The sequence below is a fragment of the Rhizobium sp. RM genome (genome assembly GCF_013390595.1).
In the GTDB taxonomy this organism is placed as follows: domain Bacteria; phylum Pseudomonadota; class Alphaproteobacteria; order Rhizobiales; family Rhizobiaceae; genus Agrobacterium.
On record NZ_JACAWV010000016.1, the window covers coordinates 106,347 to 123,866 of the forward strand.

General features: G+C 57.2%; 16 protein-coding genes. 7 read left to right on the forward strand and 9 right to left on the reverse strand.

The window, feature by feature from the left end; translation table 11 throughout:
* Positions 1 to 143: 143 nt before the first annotated feature.
* Positions 144 to 2,765 (forward strand): aconitate hydratase AcnA, encoded by a 2,622-nt coding sequence (acnA, locus tag HWX89_RS14835; RefSeq protein ID WP_138793767.1) that lies wholly within the window; start codon positions 144 to 146, stop codon positions 2,763 to 2,765.
* Here the strand turns inward: acnA and HWX89_RS14840 are convergent.
* Positions 2,753 to 3,703: a LysR family transcriptional regulator gene (locus tag HWX89_RS14840; RefSeq protein ID WP_138793768.1), complete on the reverse strand. Its 951-nt coding sequence runs from the start codon at positions 3,701 to 3,703 to the stop codon at positions 2,753 to 2,755. The two genes, acnA and HWX89_RS14840, sit on opposite strands and share 13 nt — an antisense overlap.
* A 124-nt stretch (positions 3,704 to 3,827) precedes the next feature.
* On the opposite strand from HWX89_RS14840, the gene HWX89_RS14845 reads away from it, so the two are divergent.
* From HWX89_RS14845 to HWX89_RS14865, 5 genes are read left to right on the forward strand one after another with little or no spacing between them, the layout of a single operon-like run.
* Positions 3,828 to 4,664, forward strand: a complete 837-nt coding sequence (locus tag HWX89_RS14845; RefSeq protein WP_138793769.1) for a transporter substrate-binding domain-containing protein — start codon at positions 3,828 to 3,830, stop codon at positions 4,662 to 4,664.
* A 33-nt stretch (positions 4,665 to 4,697) separates the two neighbouring features.
* On the forward strand, positions 4,698 to 5,396 hold the full coding sequence (locus tag HWX89_RS14850) for an amino acid ABC transporter permease (protein ID WP_138793770.1): 699 nt from the start codon (positions 4,698 to 4,700) through the stop codon (positions 5,394 to 5,396).
* Positions 5,396 to 6,106, forward strand: a complete 711-nt coding sequence (locus tag HWX89_RS14855) for an amino acid ABC transporter permease (RefSeq protein WP_138793771.1) — start codon at positions 5,396 to 5,398, stop codon at positions 6,104 to 6,106. The genes HWX89_RS14850 and HWX89_RS14855 overlap by 1 nt, the downstream gene beginning before the upstream one ends.
* Positions 6,103 to 6,834 (forward strand): amino acid ABC transporter ATP-binding protein, encoded by a 732-nt coding sequence (locus HWX89_RS14860; protein WP_138793772.1) that lies wholly within the window; start codon positions 6,103 to 6,105, stop codon positions 6,832 to 6,834. Before HWX89_RS14855 ends, HWX89_RS14860 begins: the two co-directional genes overlap by 4 nt.
* 17 nt (positions 6,835 to 6,851) lie before the next feature.
* Positions 6,852 to 7,526: a 4-carboxy-4-hydroxy-2-oxoadipate aldolase/oxaloacetate decarboxylase gene (locus HWX89_RS14865; RefSeq protein WP_178340778.1), complete on the forward strand. Its 675-nt coding sequence runs from the start codon at positions 6,852 to 6,854 to the stop codon at positions 7,524 to 7,526.
* A gap of 87 nt (positions 7,527 to 7,613) precedes the next feature.
* Here the strand turns inward: HWX89_RS14865 and HWX89_RS14870 are convergent, their stop codons facing one another.
* Entirely contained in the window at positions 7,614 to 8,258 is a 645-nt protein-coding gene (locus tag HWX89_RS14870; protein WP_138792286.1) for a TetR/AcrR family transcriptional regulator, read from the reverse strand.
* Positions 8,259 to 8,490: 232 nt separating this feature from the next.
* Here HWX89_RS14870 and HWX89_RS14875 point away from each other — a divergent pair, with 232 nt between their 5' ends.
* Positions 8,491 to 9,792, forward strand: coding sequence for an amidohydrolase family protein (locus HWX89_RS14875; RefSeq protein WP_138792287.1), 1,302 nt, complete (start codon positions 8,491 to 8,493; stop codon positions 9,790 to 9,792).
* Positions 9,793 to 9,803: 11 nt separating this feature from the next.
* On the opposite strand, the gene HWX89_RS14880 is transcribed toward HWX89_RS14875, so the two are convergent.
* The 7 genes from HWX89_RS14880 to HWX89_RS14910 form a co-directional block, all read right to left on the reverse strand.
* Complete coding sequence (locus HWX89_RS14880) at positions 9,804 to 10,226, reverse strand: VOC family protein (RefSeq protein ID WP_138792288.1); 423 nt, start codon at positions 10,224 to 10,226, stop codon at positions 9,804 to 9,806.
* Positions 10,227 to 10,238: 12 nt separating this feature from the next.
* Positions 10,239 to 11,576: a thymidine phosphorylase gene (locus HWX89_RS14885; protein ID WP_138792289.1), complete on the reverse strand. Its 1,338-nt coding sequence runs from the start codon at positions 11,574 to 11,576 to the stop codon at positions 10,239 to 10,241.
* 2 nt (positions 11,577 to 11,578) lie between these two features.
* Positions 11,579 to 13,111 carry an amidohydrolase family protein gene (locus HWX89_RS14890; protein ID WP_138792290.1) on the reverse strand — a complete coding sequence of 511 codons (1,533 nt, stop codon included), beginning with the start codon at positions 13,109 to 13,111 and terminating at the stop codon, positions 11,579 to 11,581.
* 10 nt (positions 13,112 to 13,121) lie between these two features.
* A complete protein-coding gene (locus HWX89_RS14895) occupies positions 13,122 to 13,925 on the reverse strand; it encodes an ABC transporter permease (RefSeq protein ID WP_138792291.1) in 804 nt (267 codons plus the stop codon).
* A complete protein-coding gene (locus HWX89_RS14900) occupies positions 13,925 to 14,851 on the reverse strand; it encodes an ABC transporter permease (protein WP_138792292.1) in 927 nt (308 codons plus the stop codon). Before HWX89_RS14900 ends, HWX89_RS14895 begins: the two co-directional genes overlap by 1 nt.
* Positions 14,848 to 15,927, reverse strand: coding sequence for an ABC transporter ATP-binding protein (locus HWX89_RS14905; RefSeq protein WP_138792293.1), 1,080 nt, complete (start codon positions 15,925 to 15,927; stop codon positions 14,848 to 14,850). Before HWX89_RS14905 ends, HWX89_RS14900 begins: the two co-directional genes overlap by 4 nt.
* Positions 15,928 to 15,995: 68 nt before the next feature.
* On the reverse strand, positions 15,996 to 17,174 hold the full coding sequence (locus tag HWX89_RS14910) for an ABC transporter substrate-binding protein (protein ID WP_138792294.1): 1,179 nt from the start codon (positions 17,172 to 17,174) through the stop codon (positions 15,996 to 15,998).
* Positions 17,175 to 17,520 lie beyond the last annotated feature (346 nt).

Here is a 17,520-nt window from a genome sequence, read left to right on the forward strand (position 1 = left end):
CGGGTTCACGGCCTCAATTTTTTCAAACATGTCAAAATTCTGACTTCTCGGAATAAATAAAATTGCATTTTATAATTATAATATGTAGAAAGGCGTTGCCTCGGGAGGAGGCCGCGACGTGATGGTTCAATGAGGTAGTCCGAATGCCTGCCAATGCAGAAATCAATGGTGTCAGTTACACCATCATCGATCTTCCTCAGGAGGCGAGGGACTGTCTGGTCCGGATGCCTTACATCCACCGTATCCTGCTCGAAAATGTTCTTCGTACCGCGGGTGAGGATGCGCCGCGTGCCAAGGCTGCGATGATGCAGTGGCTGGAAACCGGCGATAGCGATGTCGAAATTCCGTTCCTGCCGAACAGGGTCCTCATGCACGACACGACCTGTGGACCCGCCCTTGTCGATATCGCCGGCATGCGTTCGGCCCTGGCTGAGGCAGGCGGTGATCCTGCTCTTTTGAACCCCGTCGTGCCGGTCGATGTCTCCACCGATCATTCGCTGGCCGTTGATGTTTTTGGTACCACGGCTTCGCTCGTCCGAAACATGGCCCGCGAGTATGACCGCAACGCGGAGCGTTACAGCTTCATGAAGTGGGCTACCAATACGCTGTCCGGTTTCCGTGTGCATCCGCCGGGAACTGGGATCATGCATACACTCAATCTCGAACGTCTTGCGACGGTGGCCACGCCGTTGCGTCGTGACGACAAATTATGGGCAGTTCCCGATACCCTGATCGGCACCGACAGCCATACCCCGATGATCAACGGCATCGGTGTTCTTGCATGGGGCGTCGGTGGCCTTGAGGCTGAAAGCGTGTTTTTCGGCATGCCAGTCGCATTGCGTGTTCCGGAGGTTGTTGGCGTCCGCCTGACCGGTGCGCTCCGGGACGGCGTGCTCGCCACAGATCTGGCGCTAGTTGTCACCCATCTGCTGCGCCAGATCGATCTTCAGGACAAGTTCGTCGAATTCTATGGACCCGGCGTCTCGAACCTGACGGCGGGAGACCGTGCTGTTGTGGCCAACATGACGCCGGAATTCGGCGCAAATAGCGGTTATTTCCCCATCGATCGGCAGTCGGTCGATTACCTGTTAAGAACCGGGCGAACCGAAGAGCACGTGTCATTCGTGGAAACCTACGCGAAACGCGTTGGAATCTGGTTCGATCCGGATGCCAACCCGCGTTACAGTTCTATCCTGGAACTCGACCTCGCCAAGGTTGAACCGAGCCTGGCCGGTCCCTGCCGTCCTCAAGATCGGATTGCCATCAGCGAAACGCGCAATGCCATCAAGCATATGAAAAAGCCGGGGGGCGCCGTATCCATCGATGGCCAGCCAAATGACGGGGCTGTTGCGATCGCTGCGATCACGAGCTGTACCAACACCTCTGACCCACGTCTGCTTATTGCCGCCGGCCTTCTGGCACGCAAGGCAAATTCCTATGGTCTGCGTCCACCCCATTGGGTCAAGACCTCCACGGCCCCTGGTTCGCCGACGGCCGAGCGTTATCTTCTCCGCTCGGGCCTGCTTTCCGAAATGGAGGCTGTCGGGTTCGGGATTGTCGGTTACGGCTGCACCACCTGTATCGGCAATTCCGGCCCACTGACCGAGCCGGTCGCCAAAGCCATGGTTGACCGTGCCATTCTTCCCGTTGCCGTGCTTTCGGGAAACCGAAATTTCCCGGGGCGCGTCCACCCGCAACTGGAGGCCGGTTTCCTGGCGTCCCCGCCGATGGTCGTCGCTTTTGCTCTCGCAGGCACCTGTGAAATCGATATCCTTGTCGATCCAATTGCCGTGTCGGCTGACGGAACGCCTGTTACCCTGTCGATGATATGGCCGAGTGCTTCCGAGATTGACGAGGCCCTGGCGTTGGCCTCAAGTGCTGAGGATTTTGCACCCGCTTATGAGGCGGCAGAAGCCAGCAAAGTCTGGCAACAGCTACCGGCCCCAACGACAACGCTCTTTTCCTGGGATGACGCATCGACCTATATCCGACGTCCACCATTTGCCAGCTTTGGCAACGGAACAAGGCTTGGTCACTACGAGGCAACACCGATCCTTGTTGTCGGTGACGACATCACCACCGATCACATTTCCCCCGCGGGAGCGATTGAGGCGAAGGGGCAGGCGGGCAGGCATCTTGTCGAGCACGGCGAAAATCCCCTCGATCTCAATGTCTTTTCATCACGGCGCGGCAACTGGGAAGTCATGATCCGAGGCCTGTTCACGAACAAAACGGTCCGAAACCTGCTCGCATCCGATATTCCTCCGGGGTCAACGGTACATGCGGGCAGCGGGGATGTGCTGTCGCTTTGGGATGCGGCGCAACGATATGAAGCCGAGCAAAGGCCTGTCGTCGTGATTGCTGGCGAACGGTATGGCATGGGGTCTTCACGCGACTGGGCGGCAAAGGGCGTCGCCCTGCTTGGTGTCCGTGCCGTTCTGGCAACCAGCTTCGAGCGGATTCATCGCTGGAACCTCATTGGTATGGGTGTCTTGCCGTTGCGCCTGCCGGAGACGGTGAAACAGAAGGACCTCTCATTGCAGGCCGAGGATGTGGTTATCGTCGACGCCGATCCGGCATCAATTTCGCCGCGTTGCCCGATCAAGATTACCATCAAGCGTCATGACGGAAGCGCTGTCACATTTGAAGCAACGGCAGCGATCGAGACAGGTGCCGAGATCAATATCCTCAGAGCCGGAGGTGTGTTGCCACTTATCCTCCAGGGGCTGGTGCCAGACAGGAAGCGTGCGCTTCAAAGTGCCTGAGGCGCCTTTGCGGGCGACACCTGAAGGCATGTCCAATGGCCTTGGTCGCCCAGCGACTTTATGACCGATATCAGGATATTGCGCACTTCGATCATCGCGCGTGTTGGTGGGTGATCGACCGGCATGTCGAGGATCAGGCGGCGGGAGAGATCGGGGCTTGAAACGGGTATGGCGGCGAGTGTGTCCTGCTGCACGTCGGCATGAACAGCGCCTCTGCCCAGGATGCTGAAACCCAGCCCGGCGCGAATGGCGGCCTTGGTGCTGGCCAGACCTTCAATTTCACGAACAATGTTCAGGTCGCGTCCGAGCATCAGGGCCTGTCGCTCCAGCAAGACGCGGATACCGTGGCGTCGGGTTGGCATGATCAGCGGCAGGGACAGTGCCTTTTCGACAGCGATCTGCTGTTGGCCACCGTCAAATGTACCGACTGGGCCAACCGCATAAAGCCGCTCGTCGAAGAGCGGAACTGAGGCTGCCTTGGCGGCGTCTACCAAGTTGACGGCAAGATCGTAAAGACGGGTATCGATTGCCGCGCGAAGCGTCTGGCTGTCGCCTTCGCTGATGGTCAGGCGGATCTGCGGGAACATTTTTTCGCAGGCTTCGAACACAGGTACGGAGAGAATAGGTGACAGCGAACTGAGAATACCGAGCGATACCTCGCCTGTGGGGTTTTTGGCCCGTTCTCTCGTCGCTGCCTCAGCCTGTTCGACCGCACGCAGGATTGCCTGGGTGTGTGACAGCAGTGTCTGACCTGCATCGGTCAGAACAACGCCGCGCGAGGTGCGATTGAGCAGCAGGACACCCAGATATTCTTCGAGTGAACGCATGTGCAGGCTGAGCGGTGGCTGGGCAACGCCCAATTCGCGCGATGCTCTCGTGAATGATCCGAGTTCCGCGATTTTGGCAAAGTAGCGCATTTTCAACAGATCAAGGGTCATTTCATCCTCCGATGAGGTCATACCATAAAGCTATAACAAGTATCTGCAATATATATTTGTTGGAATAGCAGCCTTGGCCTAGGTTTCTCATGCAGCGAGAGGAAGCGCTGCCAAGGAGGAACAGATGAAATTTGCAAAGCTTATGACACTCGCCGCAATTGGCGCGGCGCTTTTCTCGACCGTTGCTGCGGCCGAGCAGCTTGACGATATCAAGAAGGCCGGCGTTTTGAACTGCGGTGTTCTGACCAATTCGCCGCCGCTTGGCTTCCAGGACCCGAAGACCCGTGAACCTGCCGGTTATGAAATCGAAATCTGCGGCATGTTCGCGAAATATCTCGGTGTCAGCGCCAAGATGACCGCTGTGTCGCCGCAGACGCGTATGGCTGAGCTGACCCAGGGCCGCGTCGACATTCTGTCATCCCTCCTGAGCTACAGCAAGGAACGCGCCGAGCAGGTGGATTTCAGCGGCGCCTATATCGCTGAAGATTTCAATTTCGTGGTGCTCGATCAGTCGGACATCAAGGCGGTGGCCGATCTCTCTGGTCAGCGTATCGGACTGGTCAAGGGCTCAGTGCTGATCCCGCTGACGGAAAAGCGCCTGCCGGACGCACGTATCCTGTCGTTCGAAACGAGCGCCGCCTCGTTCCTCGCTCTGCAGCAGGGCAAGGTGAAAGCGACCGTTTACCGCTATTCCGAAGGCAAGGCCGTGCAACGCAATGCGGGTACGGAGATCAAGGGGCTGCGCTTCCTTGACGAACCGCTCCTGTCGATGCCGTCCGGCTTCGGTTTCCGCAAGGGATCGCCTGAGCTGGTCAAGCAGGCAAACGCATTCCTGGCTGAGTTGGAAACCAATGGCGAAGGTCAGAAACTCTTCGACAAGTGGCTGGGCAAGGATTCCGACCTGAAGGCAACGCGCAAGTTCGAGTTCGGAAAGCCGCAGGAAAGCTGGTTCACGAACTGATCTCCATAGCATACGGCATACGGGTCAACTTTTATGGGTTACCAATTCGACTTTGGTAAAGTCCTCCAGGGTGAGTATCTCCAACTCATTCTGGAGGGACTTCAGGCCACGATGGTGGTTTTCGTTTTCTCCTGGATTATCGGTCTGGTTCTGGCGGTCATTCTGACCGTTGTCAGGGCAATCGAGTTCAAACCGACACAGTTTCTTGTCGCTGCCTTCGTTGAATATCACCGCAACGTGCCGATGCTGATCCAGCTCTTTGTCTGGTACTTCGGATTTGCGGTCGTCCTGCCGGACGCGGTCAACGACTACCTGAACGACATCGGTGCGGAGATCGGATACGCCATCGTCGCGCTTGCCCTTAACAAGGCAGCCTATATGTCCGAGGATTTCCGCAGTGGCTTGCGGTCGATCCATCCTGCTCAGATGGAGGCTGCCCGCTCGATCGGCCTGACCTATCTCGGCGCAATGTGCTGGGTGATCCTGCCGCAGGCGTGGCGACTGGCCTTGCCGGCCCTGCTCGGCCAGACCCTGATCCTTTTCAAGGGAACGAGCCTTGCCGCTGCCATCGGTGTTGCCGAACTCAGTTATCAGGCCCGCTACATTGAAGAGCAATCGTTCCGCATCTTTGAAGCTTATGGCATCGCCACGGCAATCTACATGCTCATCTCATTCGCGATCATGTGGCTCTCGTCGATCCTCTCCAAGCGTTATGAGTTGAGGGTGAAGTGATGCTGGAAATCATTAGAGAATACTGGCTTCTTCTGCTCATCGGTGAATATCCGCACGGCAAGCTCGGTGGACTGGCGATGACGTTGATTATCTCCTTTTCCAGCCTCATCGTGACTTTCCCCTGCAGCGTACTGATTGCGCTTGCCAGAACGGGAAAGCCGGGCATCCCGAAATCGATTGCGAGCGGCTTCGTTCACAGTGTACGCGCCATTCCGCTGCTGATGCTGATTTTCTGGGCCTATTTTGCCGTGCCGATGATCATCGGTTTTCCGATCGACGCCACCTTCACGCTGATCGTTGCCATCGTCATCTATCAGGCAGCCTATCTCGGTGAGATCATTGCCGCCGGCATCGAGGGTTTGCCCAAGGGACAGCGGGAAGCTGCAGCCGCACTTGGCCTCGGTTACATCCCGACGACCTTCAAGGTCATCCTGCCGCAGGCGATCTTCAACGTCATTCCCGGCATCGTCAATCAGTTGACGACGATCATCAAGGAATCGTCGCTGGGCTCGATTATCGCCGTCTCCGAACTCTCCTACGTCATGCTCCAGGTCAACTCCAATGAGGTGACCAAGCCGCTGCAGATATTTGGCATCCTTGCCGCGGTCTATTTCATCCTTTGCTTCACCCTTAGCCAGTTCACCAACTGGCTCGAGCGCCGGATCTCCTCGCGCAGAACAGGTCAGGTTGTTGTGGAGGCTGTGGCATGATCGAGTTTCAGAATGTTTCGAAATGGTATGGTGCTGTCCAGGTTCTGCGTGATGTCAGTGCAACGGTTGCCAAGGGAACGACGACCGTTCTGTGCGGTCCGTCCGGCTCGGGAAAATCGACCCTGATCCGCACGGTCAACCGGCTGGAGCCCATCCAGAAGGGGACGATCACGCTGTCTGGTCGCGACATCTACGCGAAGGATGTGGATGTTAACGTGCTGCGCAGTGGCATCGGTTTCGTCTTCCAGCAGTTCAATCTGTTCCCGCATCTGTCGGTGGTCGAAAACGTCATGTTGCCGCTGTTGCGCATCCGCAAGCAATCGCGCAGTCAGGCACGTCCAACCGCATTGCAGATGCTTGAGCGCGTCGGTCTGGCAGACAAGGCGAATTCGTTGCCGGCCGATATTTCCGGGGGCCAGTCGCAGCGCGTCGCTATTGCGCGGTCGTTAATCCTCAAACCTGAAGTGCTGGTTCTCGACGAGCCGACAAGCGCGCTCGACCCGGAAATGGTCGGCGAGGTGCTGAAGCTGCTGCGTGAACTCTCAGCCGACGGCATCACCATGATGTGCGTCACACACGAAATGGGATTTGCCCGTGAAGTGGCGGACCGCATCTGGTTCCTGCGCAACGGCACACTGACCTTCGATGCCGAACCGGCGCAGTTCTTTTCCGATGAAGCGCATCAGGATGTCCGGAACTTTCTGTCCGCCGTCCGTAAAAATCACTGAAATAGCAGGAGGATAATATGTCTCACATCAAAGATATTCCCGTACGTCCCTCCAAGGAGGATCTGGAGGCTCTTTCGAAGTTCTCTCCGGCAACGATCCATGAGGCTCAGGGCCGTCGTGGTGCGCTGTCGTCGCGTCTGAAGCCGGTCGACTACCGCATGAAACTCTGTGGCCCTGCCTTCACGGTGAAGTCCTCGCCGCGCGACAACATCATGCTGCAGCTTGCGATCAATTACGCCAAGCCGGGCGATATCATCGTCGTATCCGCCGGTGAATATGAAGAAGCCGGTTCGTTCGGCGATGTTCTGGCCAATGCCTGCCTTGCCAAGGGTATCGGCGGTCTTGTGACTGACACGGGCGTGCGCGATACGCTGCAGCTTCGCGAGCTCGGTTTCCCGGTGTTTTCGCTGAGCACCTGCATCAAGGGCACCGTCAAGGAAACGATCGGCACCACCAACGACACCATCATCGTCGGCGGCGAGATCATTCAACCGGGCGATGTTATCGTTGGCGATGCCGACGGTCTTGTTGTTGTTCGTCGTGATGAAGTTGCCGAAGTCGCCAAGCTTTCGCAGGCGCGCGAAGAGGCCGAAGCCGGTTACATCGCCGCCTACAAAGCCGGCAAGACGGTGGTCGAGGTCAGCAATCTCGAACCGGTGCTGAAGGCAAAGGGTCTGGTTGTCGGCGCCTGATCGACGCCGATACATATTGCTCAAAAATGCCTGTGAGCCCTCGGCCTGCAGGTATTTTTGTGGCACAGGGACCGGCGGCAGTAAGGGTCAGGCAGATGGACCGTGTGCCGGAATGACGCCGCCAAGAACCGTCTGGACGATGGTTTCTGCGGCAGTCGTGAAGTCACTGCGTTTGAGTTTGTTCTGTCCGAGCGCATCGCAGGCAAGCGGCGAAAAATCGCTGTAAAACTGGGTTGTCGCCCAGAGCATGATGAGCAGATGGCGTGGATTGATTGCCGCCATGCGTCCTTCGCTTATCCACTCCTCTAGGACGGCAACACGTTCGTCGGTCGCAGCTTGCATGTGTTGGCGATCCTTGCGGCTCAGGAAACGTGCGCCCTGGATGATCTCGCTGGCGAAGAGGCGGGATTCGCGCGGATGTCTTGCCGTGTAATCGAGTTTTGCGATGATATAGTCCCGCAGGGCCTCGGCCGGATCGCGCTCTGCGCGAATATTGGCCAACGCATCGTCCCAGCCGGCGATCAGGCTGGCGATGATCTCCGAATAGATCTCCTCCTTGGAGGAAAAATAATAATAGATATTGGCCTTGGGCAATTCAGCCAGTTCGGCGATTTCCGCAATTCGCGTGCCTTCGAAACCCTTTCGCGAAAATACATCCGTCGCAACATCGAGAATGAGCCTGATGTTGCGGGCGCGGATTTTTTCATCAAGCTTGAGTGCCGCTCTAGGCATGTGGATCACCTGAAATGCGCGGAGACGCCCCGTCTTCGCTTTCTGCTTCGATATAGCTCAAGCGCGGTTTGGTCGATAGGCGCGAAAGGCCGAATTTCCCGTTGAAAATCGTGTTCTAAAAATTGACGGTTTGGTCAGAATAGCTCTAGTTTGAGTTTAAAAGAATGGCCGCTCCAAGAGAGAAATCGGCTTGTCAGGGAAGCGACACCACCAACATGTTCGGAGCCGAACGATGACTTTCGACCTTCTCGTGAAAAATGCCAACCTCCCTGATGATCGCACTGGTGTCGATATCGCCGTTTCAGGCGGAAAGATCGTTGCAGTGGAAAGCGGCATCACAGCCGAAGCCGGCCGCGTCATAGATGCAGGCGGCAGGCTGGTCACGGCGCCTTTTATTGATATTCACTTCCATATGGATGCCACGCTTTCGCTTGGCACGCCCCGACTGAACCGGTCAGGCACCCTGCTCGAAGGCATTCAGCTTTGGGGTGAACTGAAACCGTTGCTGACAAAGGATGCGGTGATTGAACGGGCATTGCGCTACTGCGATCTCGCGGTATCACAAGGGTTGCTCGCGGTGCGCTCGCATGTTGACGTTTGCGATGACCGGCTGATTGGCGTGGAAGCGCTGATCGAGGTGCGTGACCTTGTGAAGGATTATCTGGATTTGCAGCTTGTCGCCTTCCCTCAGGACGGTTTTTATCGGTCCGCGACAGCTTCGAAAAACCTGACCAGGGCTTTGGACATGGGCGTTGACGTTGTCGGCGGTATCCCGCATTTCGAGCGGACCATGGAGGACGGTCGGCTTTCGGTGAAAGCGCTCTGCGAGATTGCCGCCGAACGTGGTCTGATGGTCGATCTGCATTGTGACGAGACAGACGATCCGATGTCACGCCACATCGAAACGCTTGCCTATGAGACGCAGCGTCTCGGTCTACAGGGTCGCGTCGCCGGCTCGCATCTGACCTCGATGCATTCGATGGACAATTATTATGCCTCGAAACTCCTGCCTCTCATCGCCGAGGCGCAGGTTCATTGCATTCCCAATCCGCTTGCGAACATTGTCTTGCAGGGCCGGCACGACACTTACCCGAAGCGGCGTGGCATGATGCGTGTGCCTGAACTCATGGCGCTTGGTGTCAACGTTGCTTTCGGTCTCGATTCAACGATGGACCCCTGGTACTCCATGGGCAACGCCGACATGCTGGAAGTGGCCCACATGGCCGTCCATACCGGACACATGACGAGCCGCGACGCGGTGAAAGCCTGCTTCCAGGCGATAACGGAAAACCCTGCCAAGGTGTTCGGACTTGAAGGTTACGGTCTTGCTCCCGGCTGCAACGCCGATCTAGTTCTGCTGGAGGCGCGTGATACCATCGAGGCGATCCGCCTGAAATCAAACCGGTTGGCTGTGGTGCGTCGCGGCAAGGTCATTGCCGAGACGGCGCCGCGCGTGACAAACCTCTCACTTGAAGGGCGTCCTTCCGTTGTCGAGCCCTGGCGTTATGCGCCGGTCGAAGCCTCTGCCGTGTAAGATTTGCCGGCTCAGTAGTTTCCTGCTGAGCCGCCATCCTTCCAGGCGTAGATTTCCCACAATTCGTCATCTGGCCCGATGAAGTAGGCGCCGCGCGCATTCCAGACATAGTCGGCTGGCTCGCTGTAAAAGGGCACACCCTTTTCCATCAGTTCTTGATAAGCCGCATCAACGGCGGCAGGCGAGGGCACACGAACGGCTATACAGACCTTGTGCGGGCCTTCCGCCTTGGCATTTGCAACGCCAGTGTGCTCGCTTAGATGATCGAGTTCCCAGCATGCCAGCGTCAGTCCGGCACCGCTGAACTCGGCAAAGCCATCGGCGCGACGATTGAGGGTAAAACCGAGCTTGCCGACATAAAAGTCGATCGAGCGCTGTGTATCCTTCACCAGCACGCAGACATCGGTGATCGCATGATCCTGGGCAAACGGCATGAATGGAATTCCTTATGATGTCGAACGGCGGCCGGTCACAACCGGACGGCGATTTTGGGGATGATGCGAGATGCCGATTGCCGCGCGAATGGCGTCGGCGGCCTGGTCGAATTCAGTCATTGAGCGGCAGTGAAGCGTACAAAGCGGTGCGCCAGCGGTGACGTGATCGCCGACATGAACGATGCCAGTCAGGCCGACATCATGGTCGAGGGTATCGCTGGCCACTTTACGGCCTGCGCCAAGTCCAACCATGGCAAGGCCTACGGCAAAAGCATCAACCCGTTCCACATAACCGTCCGAGACAGCACTGACGGATGCAATCACCGGGCACGGCAGGAAGTGCCGGTCAGGATTGGAAACAAGGTCGGATGGACCGCCAAGTGCTTCGATCATTCTGGAAAAGCTGAGAAGCGCCGAGCCGTCGGCCAGTTTTGTCTCAAGGAGTTGGCGGGCGTCGAAATCCGAGGCGGCGATACCACCCATGACGAGGATTTCGGCCGACAATTCCATCACCAAGGCGCGCATGCGCGGTTCTTGCCGGATGGCCGAAAGAAAATCGATTGCCTCGCGGATCTGCAGGCGGCTCCCGATAGTGTCGCCCATGACCTCGTCCATGTCGACGAGGAGGGTCACCATCGAAAGTCCGCTCAGACGAGCGACGTCGATCAGGCTGGATGCTAGACCTTCCGCGTCTGCAACGGTCTCCATAAATGCGCCGGACCCGTAATTGACGCTCATTACGAGGCCCGAAATTCCAGCGGCCAGTTTCTTCGACAGGATTGACGATGTGATGAGCGGCACCGATTCCACCGTCGCCGTCACGTCCCGAACATAGTAGATCGCGGCATCTGCAGGTGCGAGCGTTGGCGTCGGTCCTATGATGGCGGAACCGGCGTTGGTGACGGTTTTGCGGAAAAGACCGGTGGGCGGGGCAATGTCGCAACCGGGGATCGCTTCCATCAGATCGACCTCCCCGCCTGTATGTCCCAAACCGCGTGCGGAGATCATTGGCATATGGATGCCGCAGGCGGCCACGAGCGGCGCGAGGATAAGGCTGACCTTCTCGTCACCGGTTCCGCCGCTTGAATGTTTGTCGATTATCTTTTTCGGGGCAATGCCCGTTTCAGACCAATCGACAACCTCTCCGGAATCGCGCATCGCAAGCGTGAGTGCTGCGGTTTCTTCAGGCGTCAGACCATTCAGAAATGCCGCCATGGTAAAGGCACCGATCTGGGCCTCCGACACCTCACCTTTACCGATGCCGACGACAAAACGCTCGATCTCGGCGGGCAACAGCTGGCCGCCGTTTCGCTTTGTGCGAATGATTTGTGCGGGAAGAAATACCGACATGATTACCCCGCGCGGCTGTTGAGACCGGGCCAAAGCGGCATGTCGCCCTGGTATCGGTTCATGCCGATATCCTGCTCCGTGGCGCGGCGATACATGGCTCTCATGTAAGGCTCGAAGCGGGCGTTCAGCGCCTCCAGTTCGGCATGTTCAGCAAGATATCCGGGCAGAAGTTCCTGCAACTCGGCAAACACGTCGGCCTCGTTGACCGTGAGCAATCTGTTGTCTTCGACGACGACTTCGCCGTTGACGACGACCATCCGGATGTTGGAGCCATTTTCGCAATAGACGAGATGATGATCCAGCCGGTTCATGGGCATGTAGTCGTAGCCGGAGATGTCGAGCATCAACAGATCGGCCTTCTTGCCGACTTCCAGTGAGCCGACTGTCTTGTCCAGCATTGCGGTGCGGGCACCGGTGATGGTCGCCGACCGCAATATGTCTGCGGCGCTTATCCAGCGTTCGGTATCGGGTGCCGCGATGTCATGCAGCAGAGCCGCAAAACGCATGACCTCGAAGATGCGGGCGGTGTCGTTGCTGGAAAGTCCGTCTGTACCAAGTCCGACGTGAACGCCGGCATCAAGCAGACGACGGATGGGTGCTATGCCTGACCCAAGCTTGAGGTTGGAAATCGCGTTGTGCGCGATCGAGCAGCCCGCCGCCCCCATCAACGCCACATCTGCATCGCTGACCCATATGGAATGGGCAATCGTCGTGTTTGGAGTGAGAATGCCGATATCGTCCATGTAGCCGATCAGGCTCTTGCCGTAGAATTCGGGTCCGGTCACCGCCTGTGTTTTCGTTTCGAGAACATGGGTGTGGTATGGGACCCCATATTCGCGGGCAAGCGACACGCAGGCCTGCATCATCTCCACCGAGCAGCGCTGGGGTGCCGAGGCGGAGACCATGTAACCGAGCCTGCCGGCTCGACCGTGCTGGGAGGCGAGTACGTCGCGACTATAGGACATGTAGTCATCGACGCTAATCGAAGGTCCCTGAACCTCTCCTTGTAAATCCGCCGGTATCAGATCTCTGAGATAGGGCATGGTGTCGAAGACATGTTTGTCGATGACGCAGTGAGAGACATTGGCGCGGATACCGGCATCGTCATACGCATCGAATACGCGCTTCAGCCGGTTGATGTCGAAGGCGGGTGGATCGAAAAAGTCGTCGACCAGTGTCGTTACCCCGGCCTTCAGGCTTTCCATCGCCGTCAAGAGGCTGCGCAGGTAGAGAAGCCGCTCAGAAATTGGTCCCTTCATCACGATCGGGTAGGAATAAAGCATCCACACTTCGAGCGGCATGCCCTGGTAGCGGCCTTTGAAAAAGGTCTCGGACGAATGCAGATGTGCGTTGACCAGTCCGGGCATGAGGAGCTTGCCACGAGCGTCAATCGTGCGTGCGCCTCCGGGGGCTGTCAGGTTCTTGCCGATGGAGGTGATGCTGTCACCCTCGACCAGAAGGTCGCCGGTAAAGGGCGCGACACCGTTGGCTGTGTCCATGGCAAGAATGGTGGCGTTGCGGAAAAGAAGCGTCATGCGGTGTCTTTCAGGAGTGATTGTCCGACCGGCCGACGAGCAGGGGCAACAGCACGAGTTCGAGGCCGATGAGGACAAGGCAGGATATGGCAAAGACGATTGTGCCAATGGCATTCAGTGACGGATCGATTGCCGCGACGAGCACGGAATAGATCGCGACTGGCAATGTCGGCTGAAAGCCCGAGACGAACCAGGCGATGATGAACTCGTCAAAGGAGAAGGTGAACGCAAGCAGCCAGGCGCCGAAAATACCGGGCAGCGCGAAAGGCAGAACGACCTTCGTGACAGCTTGCCATTCGGTCGCGCCAAGATCCCAGGCTGCTTCTTCGAGTGAGGGCGGCATCTGCGACAACCGAAGCTGGATGATTGCAAGGGCTGGTGCAGTGATCAGAACGACGTGGGTGAGGAAGACTGAAAACAGCGTGCCGGAAAGATGCAAACGTGCCAGAAGCCCGAGGAAACCAACACCAAGAATGAGCGGCGGAATGAGGATGGGCAGCGTGACAAGTGCCAGAAAGGTGGTCTTGCCGCGGAATGTGAAGCGGTTGAATGCGTAAGCAGCAAAGAAGGCGATGGCGGTCGCAACCGTCGCTGCGGCGGGTGACACGATCAGCGTGTTGCCAAGCGCCCTGATCAATGTACCGTCGGTAAACAGCTTGTCATACCATTGCAGCGTCCAGCCCTGCAGCGGAAATCCGGGAAATCGGTTCTTCTGAAATGAGAAGAGAACGAGCACTACCAGCGGCAGGAACATGAAGGCGTAGGCGAGACCAAGCCACACTCTGCCAAGGAAAATCCATGGATTGCCACGCATCAGCTAACCCTCCTGCGGGCGCGTTCGGCCATGAAAATGCCGATGCCAAGCGCCAGCACCATGACGGCGATCAGAATGGTGGCGAGCGCGGATGTTCGTGGGAGATTGGTCGAACTCGAATAGTCGGACATGATCATCGACGCATAAGTCGGTAGTTTGCCGATGATGGATGCGCCTGTCCCGCCGCCGAGCAGGTTGCCGGAGAGTGCATCGCCAAGCCCGACGATCACCGCGAAACTTGCCGCCGTCATCAGACCGAATCTCGAAAGCGGAAGAATGACACGGGTGAAAGCCTGCCAGCGAGTGGCTCCAAGTTCCCTTGCCGCCTCGATCAGCACCCTGTCGATTGCCAGGATACTGACATAGAGAATGACGATGAGGATCGGTGCCAGATAGTGAATGAGGCCGATGCGGGTGGCAATCTGCGTATAGATGATCTCGATCCGGTAGTCGGAAAGACCGACCTGCTTGAGCACCGAGTTGATGACACCGTTGCGCGATAGAATGGTCTGCCAGGCATAAAGACGCAGCACGTAGCTCGACCAGAAAGGCGCGATAGCCAGCAGTAATGCCAGTCTCTGCCAGCGCATCGGCACGGCAAAGGCAATTGAAAGCGCTACGAGATACGAGAGAATGACAGCAAAAAAAGCTGTGGTAACGGCTACCCAGAGCGACTGGGCAAGGGCAAGTCCGTACCGAGAGCGCGAAAAGAAGCTCGAAAAAATCTCGGTATAGTTGGTGAATGAGACGTCCGGAATGGCCTGGAAATTCTCCACGCGCCAGAAGCCGATCCACAAAAGAAAGAGCAATGGCAGCAGAAAAAGGAGTGTCAGCCAGATGCCAAGCGGTGCCAAAAACAGGACTTTGAGGGGGCTGTCGTTGGGCGTCCTCAGCCGCTTCGGGTTTTGAGTGTCCGTCATGCTCATGTCGTACCTCTGATCAGGGAGGCATTCTCAGGCGCAAACCACGCGGTTACCGGCGTGTTGATTTCACCGGGCAATATCTGTTGCACGGTCATTTTCACTTCCGTGCCGTCCACGAGATCGAGCAGATAGACATTGTGAGACCCGGCATATTCCCGGCCGCGCATGGTGGCGTCCAGCCGGTTCTCGCCAGGTGTTCCGGTGGGTGAGGGGGTCAGCTTGTCTGCCTGAACCACGACAAAAACGGAGGTGCCAACGGGTGGTGGGTCATCTGTGGCGACCACGACCTGTCCATGGCCGCAATGAACAGTCACATGACGGGACGACACATCCTGCACACGACCGGCAAAGAGGTTATTGGTGCCCACAAAGCGAGCAACGAATTCGGTTTTCGGACGGGCATACATCTCCTCGGGTTTGTCGATCTGTTCGATCCTGCCCTTGTTCATGACAACCACCCGGTCTGCCATGGAGAAGGCTTCGATCTGATTGTGGGTCACGTAGATGAATGCCATGCCGAGTTGCTGTTGGATACGACGCAGCTCGCCCTGCATTCGTATTCTCAGATGGGCGTCGAGTGCCGAAAGCGGCTCATCGAGAAGCAGGATTTCGGGTTCCGTCACAAGCGCGCGTGCGAGTGCCACACGCTGTTTCTGCCCACCGGAAAGTTGGCTGACCTTACGTCCAAGAAAGTCGGAAAGTCCGACAAGGTCCGCCATCGCCTTGACCTTGCCCGCCACAATCGCTTTGTCATGGGCTTTCAGCGTCAGGCCAAAGGCGATGTTGCCTGCGACGTCGAGATGCGGAAACAATGCGTAATTCTGCCAGACGAGACGGGTCGAACGGAGATTGACGGGCACGTCTGAGACATCTTTGCCGCGAATGTGAAGCTGGCCGGAAGACGATGTCTCCAATCCAGCCATGATGCGCAGAAGCGTGGTTTTTCCGCATCCGGATGGTCCCATGATGGCCACGAATTCACCCCGGCCAACCCTGAGATTGATGGAATCCACCGCAACGAAGTCGTTGAAGCGCTTGGTAATCGACAGAAGTTCCAGGTCTGGAGGCGATGCGGTCATGGTTCATCCTGCAAAGAAGGGCACTCCCGGAACAGCCGGGAGCGCATCTGTTCGAAGCGTGAGCAGGCTCAGGCCGTTTTGAATTCGTTGAAGATGTCGATCCAAGCCTGTTCCGGCTGGTTGGACGGCAGCCCACGCGGCATGGAGCGGTCGATCAGCGTTTCGACCAGCATCTTGCCGGGGTTTTCCGGGTCGGGAACATAAGAGAGCAGCTTCTTCTGGTCTTCATCCCAATGATCGACAATCTTCATGTTCGGGCCACGAGCCTTGAACGCCTTGGTGTAGACGAGCTTCGACTGGACTTTGGGCGACGTCATGTAGTCGACCCATTGCATCGCCAGTTCCTTGTTCTTGGAGGCCGAGCAAACGCAGGCGACTTCCTGCCAGCGGATGCCGCCTTGCTTTGGAATGGTCGAAGAGAAATTGTCGTAACCGGCGAGTTTCAGATCAATGTCGAGGTCACCCGTTGGCGAAGCCACGATGTCGCCAGCCAGCATGGCTTGGGCGATTGGCTGGTTGGAGGAACCGAACATGCCGATTTGCGGCCGCAGCTTGGTCAGGAATTCCTTGACCTGCGCAAGCTGGCCGTCAGTGATGGCGTAAGGTGTCTGGTTCGCCGGATTGACGGCAAGGCTGGCATTGCCGAGGTTCGGCAGGTACCAGTCGAACATGCCGATCTTTCCTTCATATTTCGGGTTGAGCAACGAATTCCAGTCTGCAGCTTCTTCGGCCGACATTTCGTCGGTGTTGTAGGAAATGCCATAGAAGGAGAAGCGGGTCGGAATACCGTAAACCGTGCCTTTTGTTTCGCCTTTGGTTGGCGCGAAGTCGCGGAATTTGGGGTGGTAGTTGGCCAGTTCCTTGAAGCTGTCGGTCTTGTAGGCTTCGATCGCCTTGTTGGCTTTCAGCTTCTGGACATATTCGGCATCGGAAATGATGGCATCGAAAGTGCCGGGCGGGGTCTGGGCGAAAAACTGCAGCATCTGCTCGCCGCCGATGTAGATCTTGAACTCAACCTTCGTCTTGTGGAGGTCTTCGAACTCGGCAATGACGTCGCGCTCTTCATAGCCTGGCCAGCAAAGAACGCGCAGCGGCTCGGCGGCCTGCGCCTGTCGCGAGAAAATGGTGAAGTTGCCAAAGGCGGCGGCCGTCGCGCCGGCAGCAGCCGTACCCAGAAGCTTGCGGCGCGAAATTCCGGCCGTGGTGGAAGGGACTGTTTCGTCCTGCAACGATGTCTTGCTTGTCATGTCGTTCCCCTGATGGCGTTGTTTGCATCACCAGTGAGGCAGCAAGATCCGTGCCATTTCAAAATACGCGCATTTTTACGGCTTCCGCTATTTTGTAATGCGATACATGGAGTTGCCGGGATTAAAAACTGACCATATGGTCAATTTTTGTCACTAGATTAGGCAGCCGCTGATGGGCGCCGTTGCCCGGGCAGCGAACTTTCGTTCGCCGGGATAAACGAGAACGATGGGGCCAATACCGGCTTTTGCGCCTCAGATCCGGGGTGTCACGATGGTACGGCTATGCGTTGATTGCCTTTGAATTCGTCGAATCGTGCATGCCAGTTTTTGCTCGAGTATGTGCAAA

Coding starts and splice junctions, on each gene's coding strand:
- acnA (WP_138793767.1), top strand. CDS start 144: ATGCCTGCCAATGCAGAAATCAATGGTGTCAGTTACACCATCATCGAT.
- HWX89_RS14840 (WP_138793768.1), bottom strand. CDS start 3,703: ATGACCCTTGATCTGTTGAAAATGCGCTACTTTGCCAAAATCGCGGAA.
- HWX89_RS14845 (WP_138793769.1), top strand. CDS start 3,828: ATGAAATTTGCAAAGCTTATGACACTCGCCGCAATTGGCGCGGCGCTT.
- HWX89_RS14850 (WP_138793770.1), top strand. CDS start 4,698: ATGGGTTACCAATTCGACTTTGGTAAAGTCCTCCAGGGTGAGTATCTC.
- HWX89_RS14855 (WP_138793771.1), top strand. CDS start 5,396: ATGCTGGAAATCATTAGAGAATACTGGCTTCTTCTGCTCATCGGTGAA.
- HWX89_RS14860 (WP_138793772.1), top strand. CDS start 6,103: ATGATCGAGTTTCAGAATGTTTCGAAATGGTATGGTGCTGTCCAGGTT.
- HWX89_RS14865 (WP_178340778.1), top strand. CDS start 6,852: ATGTCTCACATCAAAGATATTCCCGTACGTCCCTCCAAGGAGGATCTG.
- HWX89_RS14870 (WP_138792286.1), bottom strand. CDS start 8,258: ATGCCTAGAGCGGCACTCAAGCTTGATGAAAAAATCCGCGCCCGCAAC.
- HWX89_RS14875 (WP_138792287.1), top strand. CDS start 8,491: ATGACTTTCGACCTTCTCGTGAAAAATGCCAACCTCCCTGATGATCGC.
- HWX89_RS14880 (WP_138792288.1), bottom strand. CDS start 10,226: ATGCCGTTTGCCCAGGATCATGCGATCACCGATGTCTGCGTGCTGGTG.
- HWX89_RS14885 (WP_138792289.1), bottom strand. CDS start 11,576: ATGTCGGTATTTCTTCCCGCACAAATCATTCGCACAAAGCGAAACGGC.
- HWX89_RS14890 (WP_138792290.1), bottom strand. CDS start 13,111: ATGACGCTTCTTTTCCGCAACGCCACCATTCTTGCCATGGACACAGCC.
- HWX89_RS14895 (WP_138792291.1), bottom strand. CDS start 13,925: ATGCGTGGCAATCCATGGATTTTCCTTGGCAGAGTGTGGCTTGGTCTC.
- HWX89_RS14900 (WP_138792292.1), bottom strand. CDS start 14,851: ATGAGCATGACGGACACTCAAAACCCGAAGCGGCTGAGGACGCCCAAC.
- HWX89_RS14905 (WP_138792293.1), bottom strand. CDS start 15,927: ATGACCGCATCGCCTCCAGACCTGGAACTTCTGTCGATTACCAAGCGC.
- HWX89_RS14910 (WP_138792294.1), bottom strand. CDS start 17,174: ATGACAAGCAAGACATCGTTGCAGGACGAAACAGTCCCTTCCACCACG.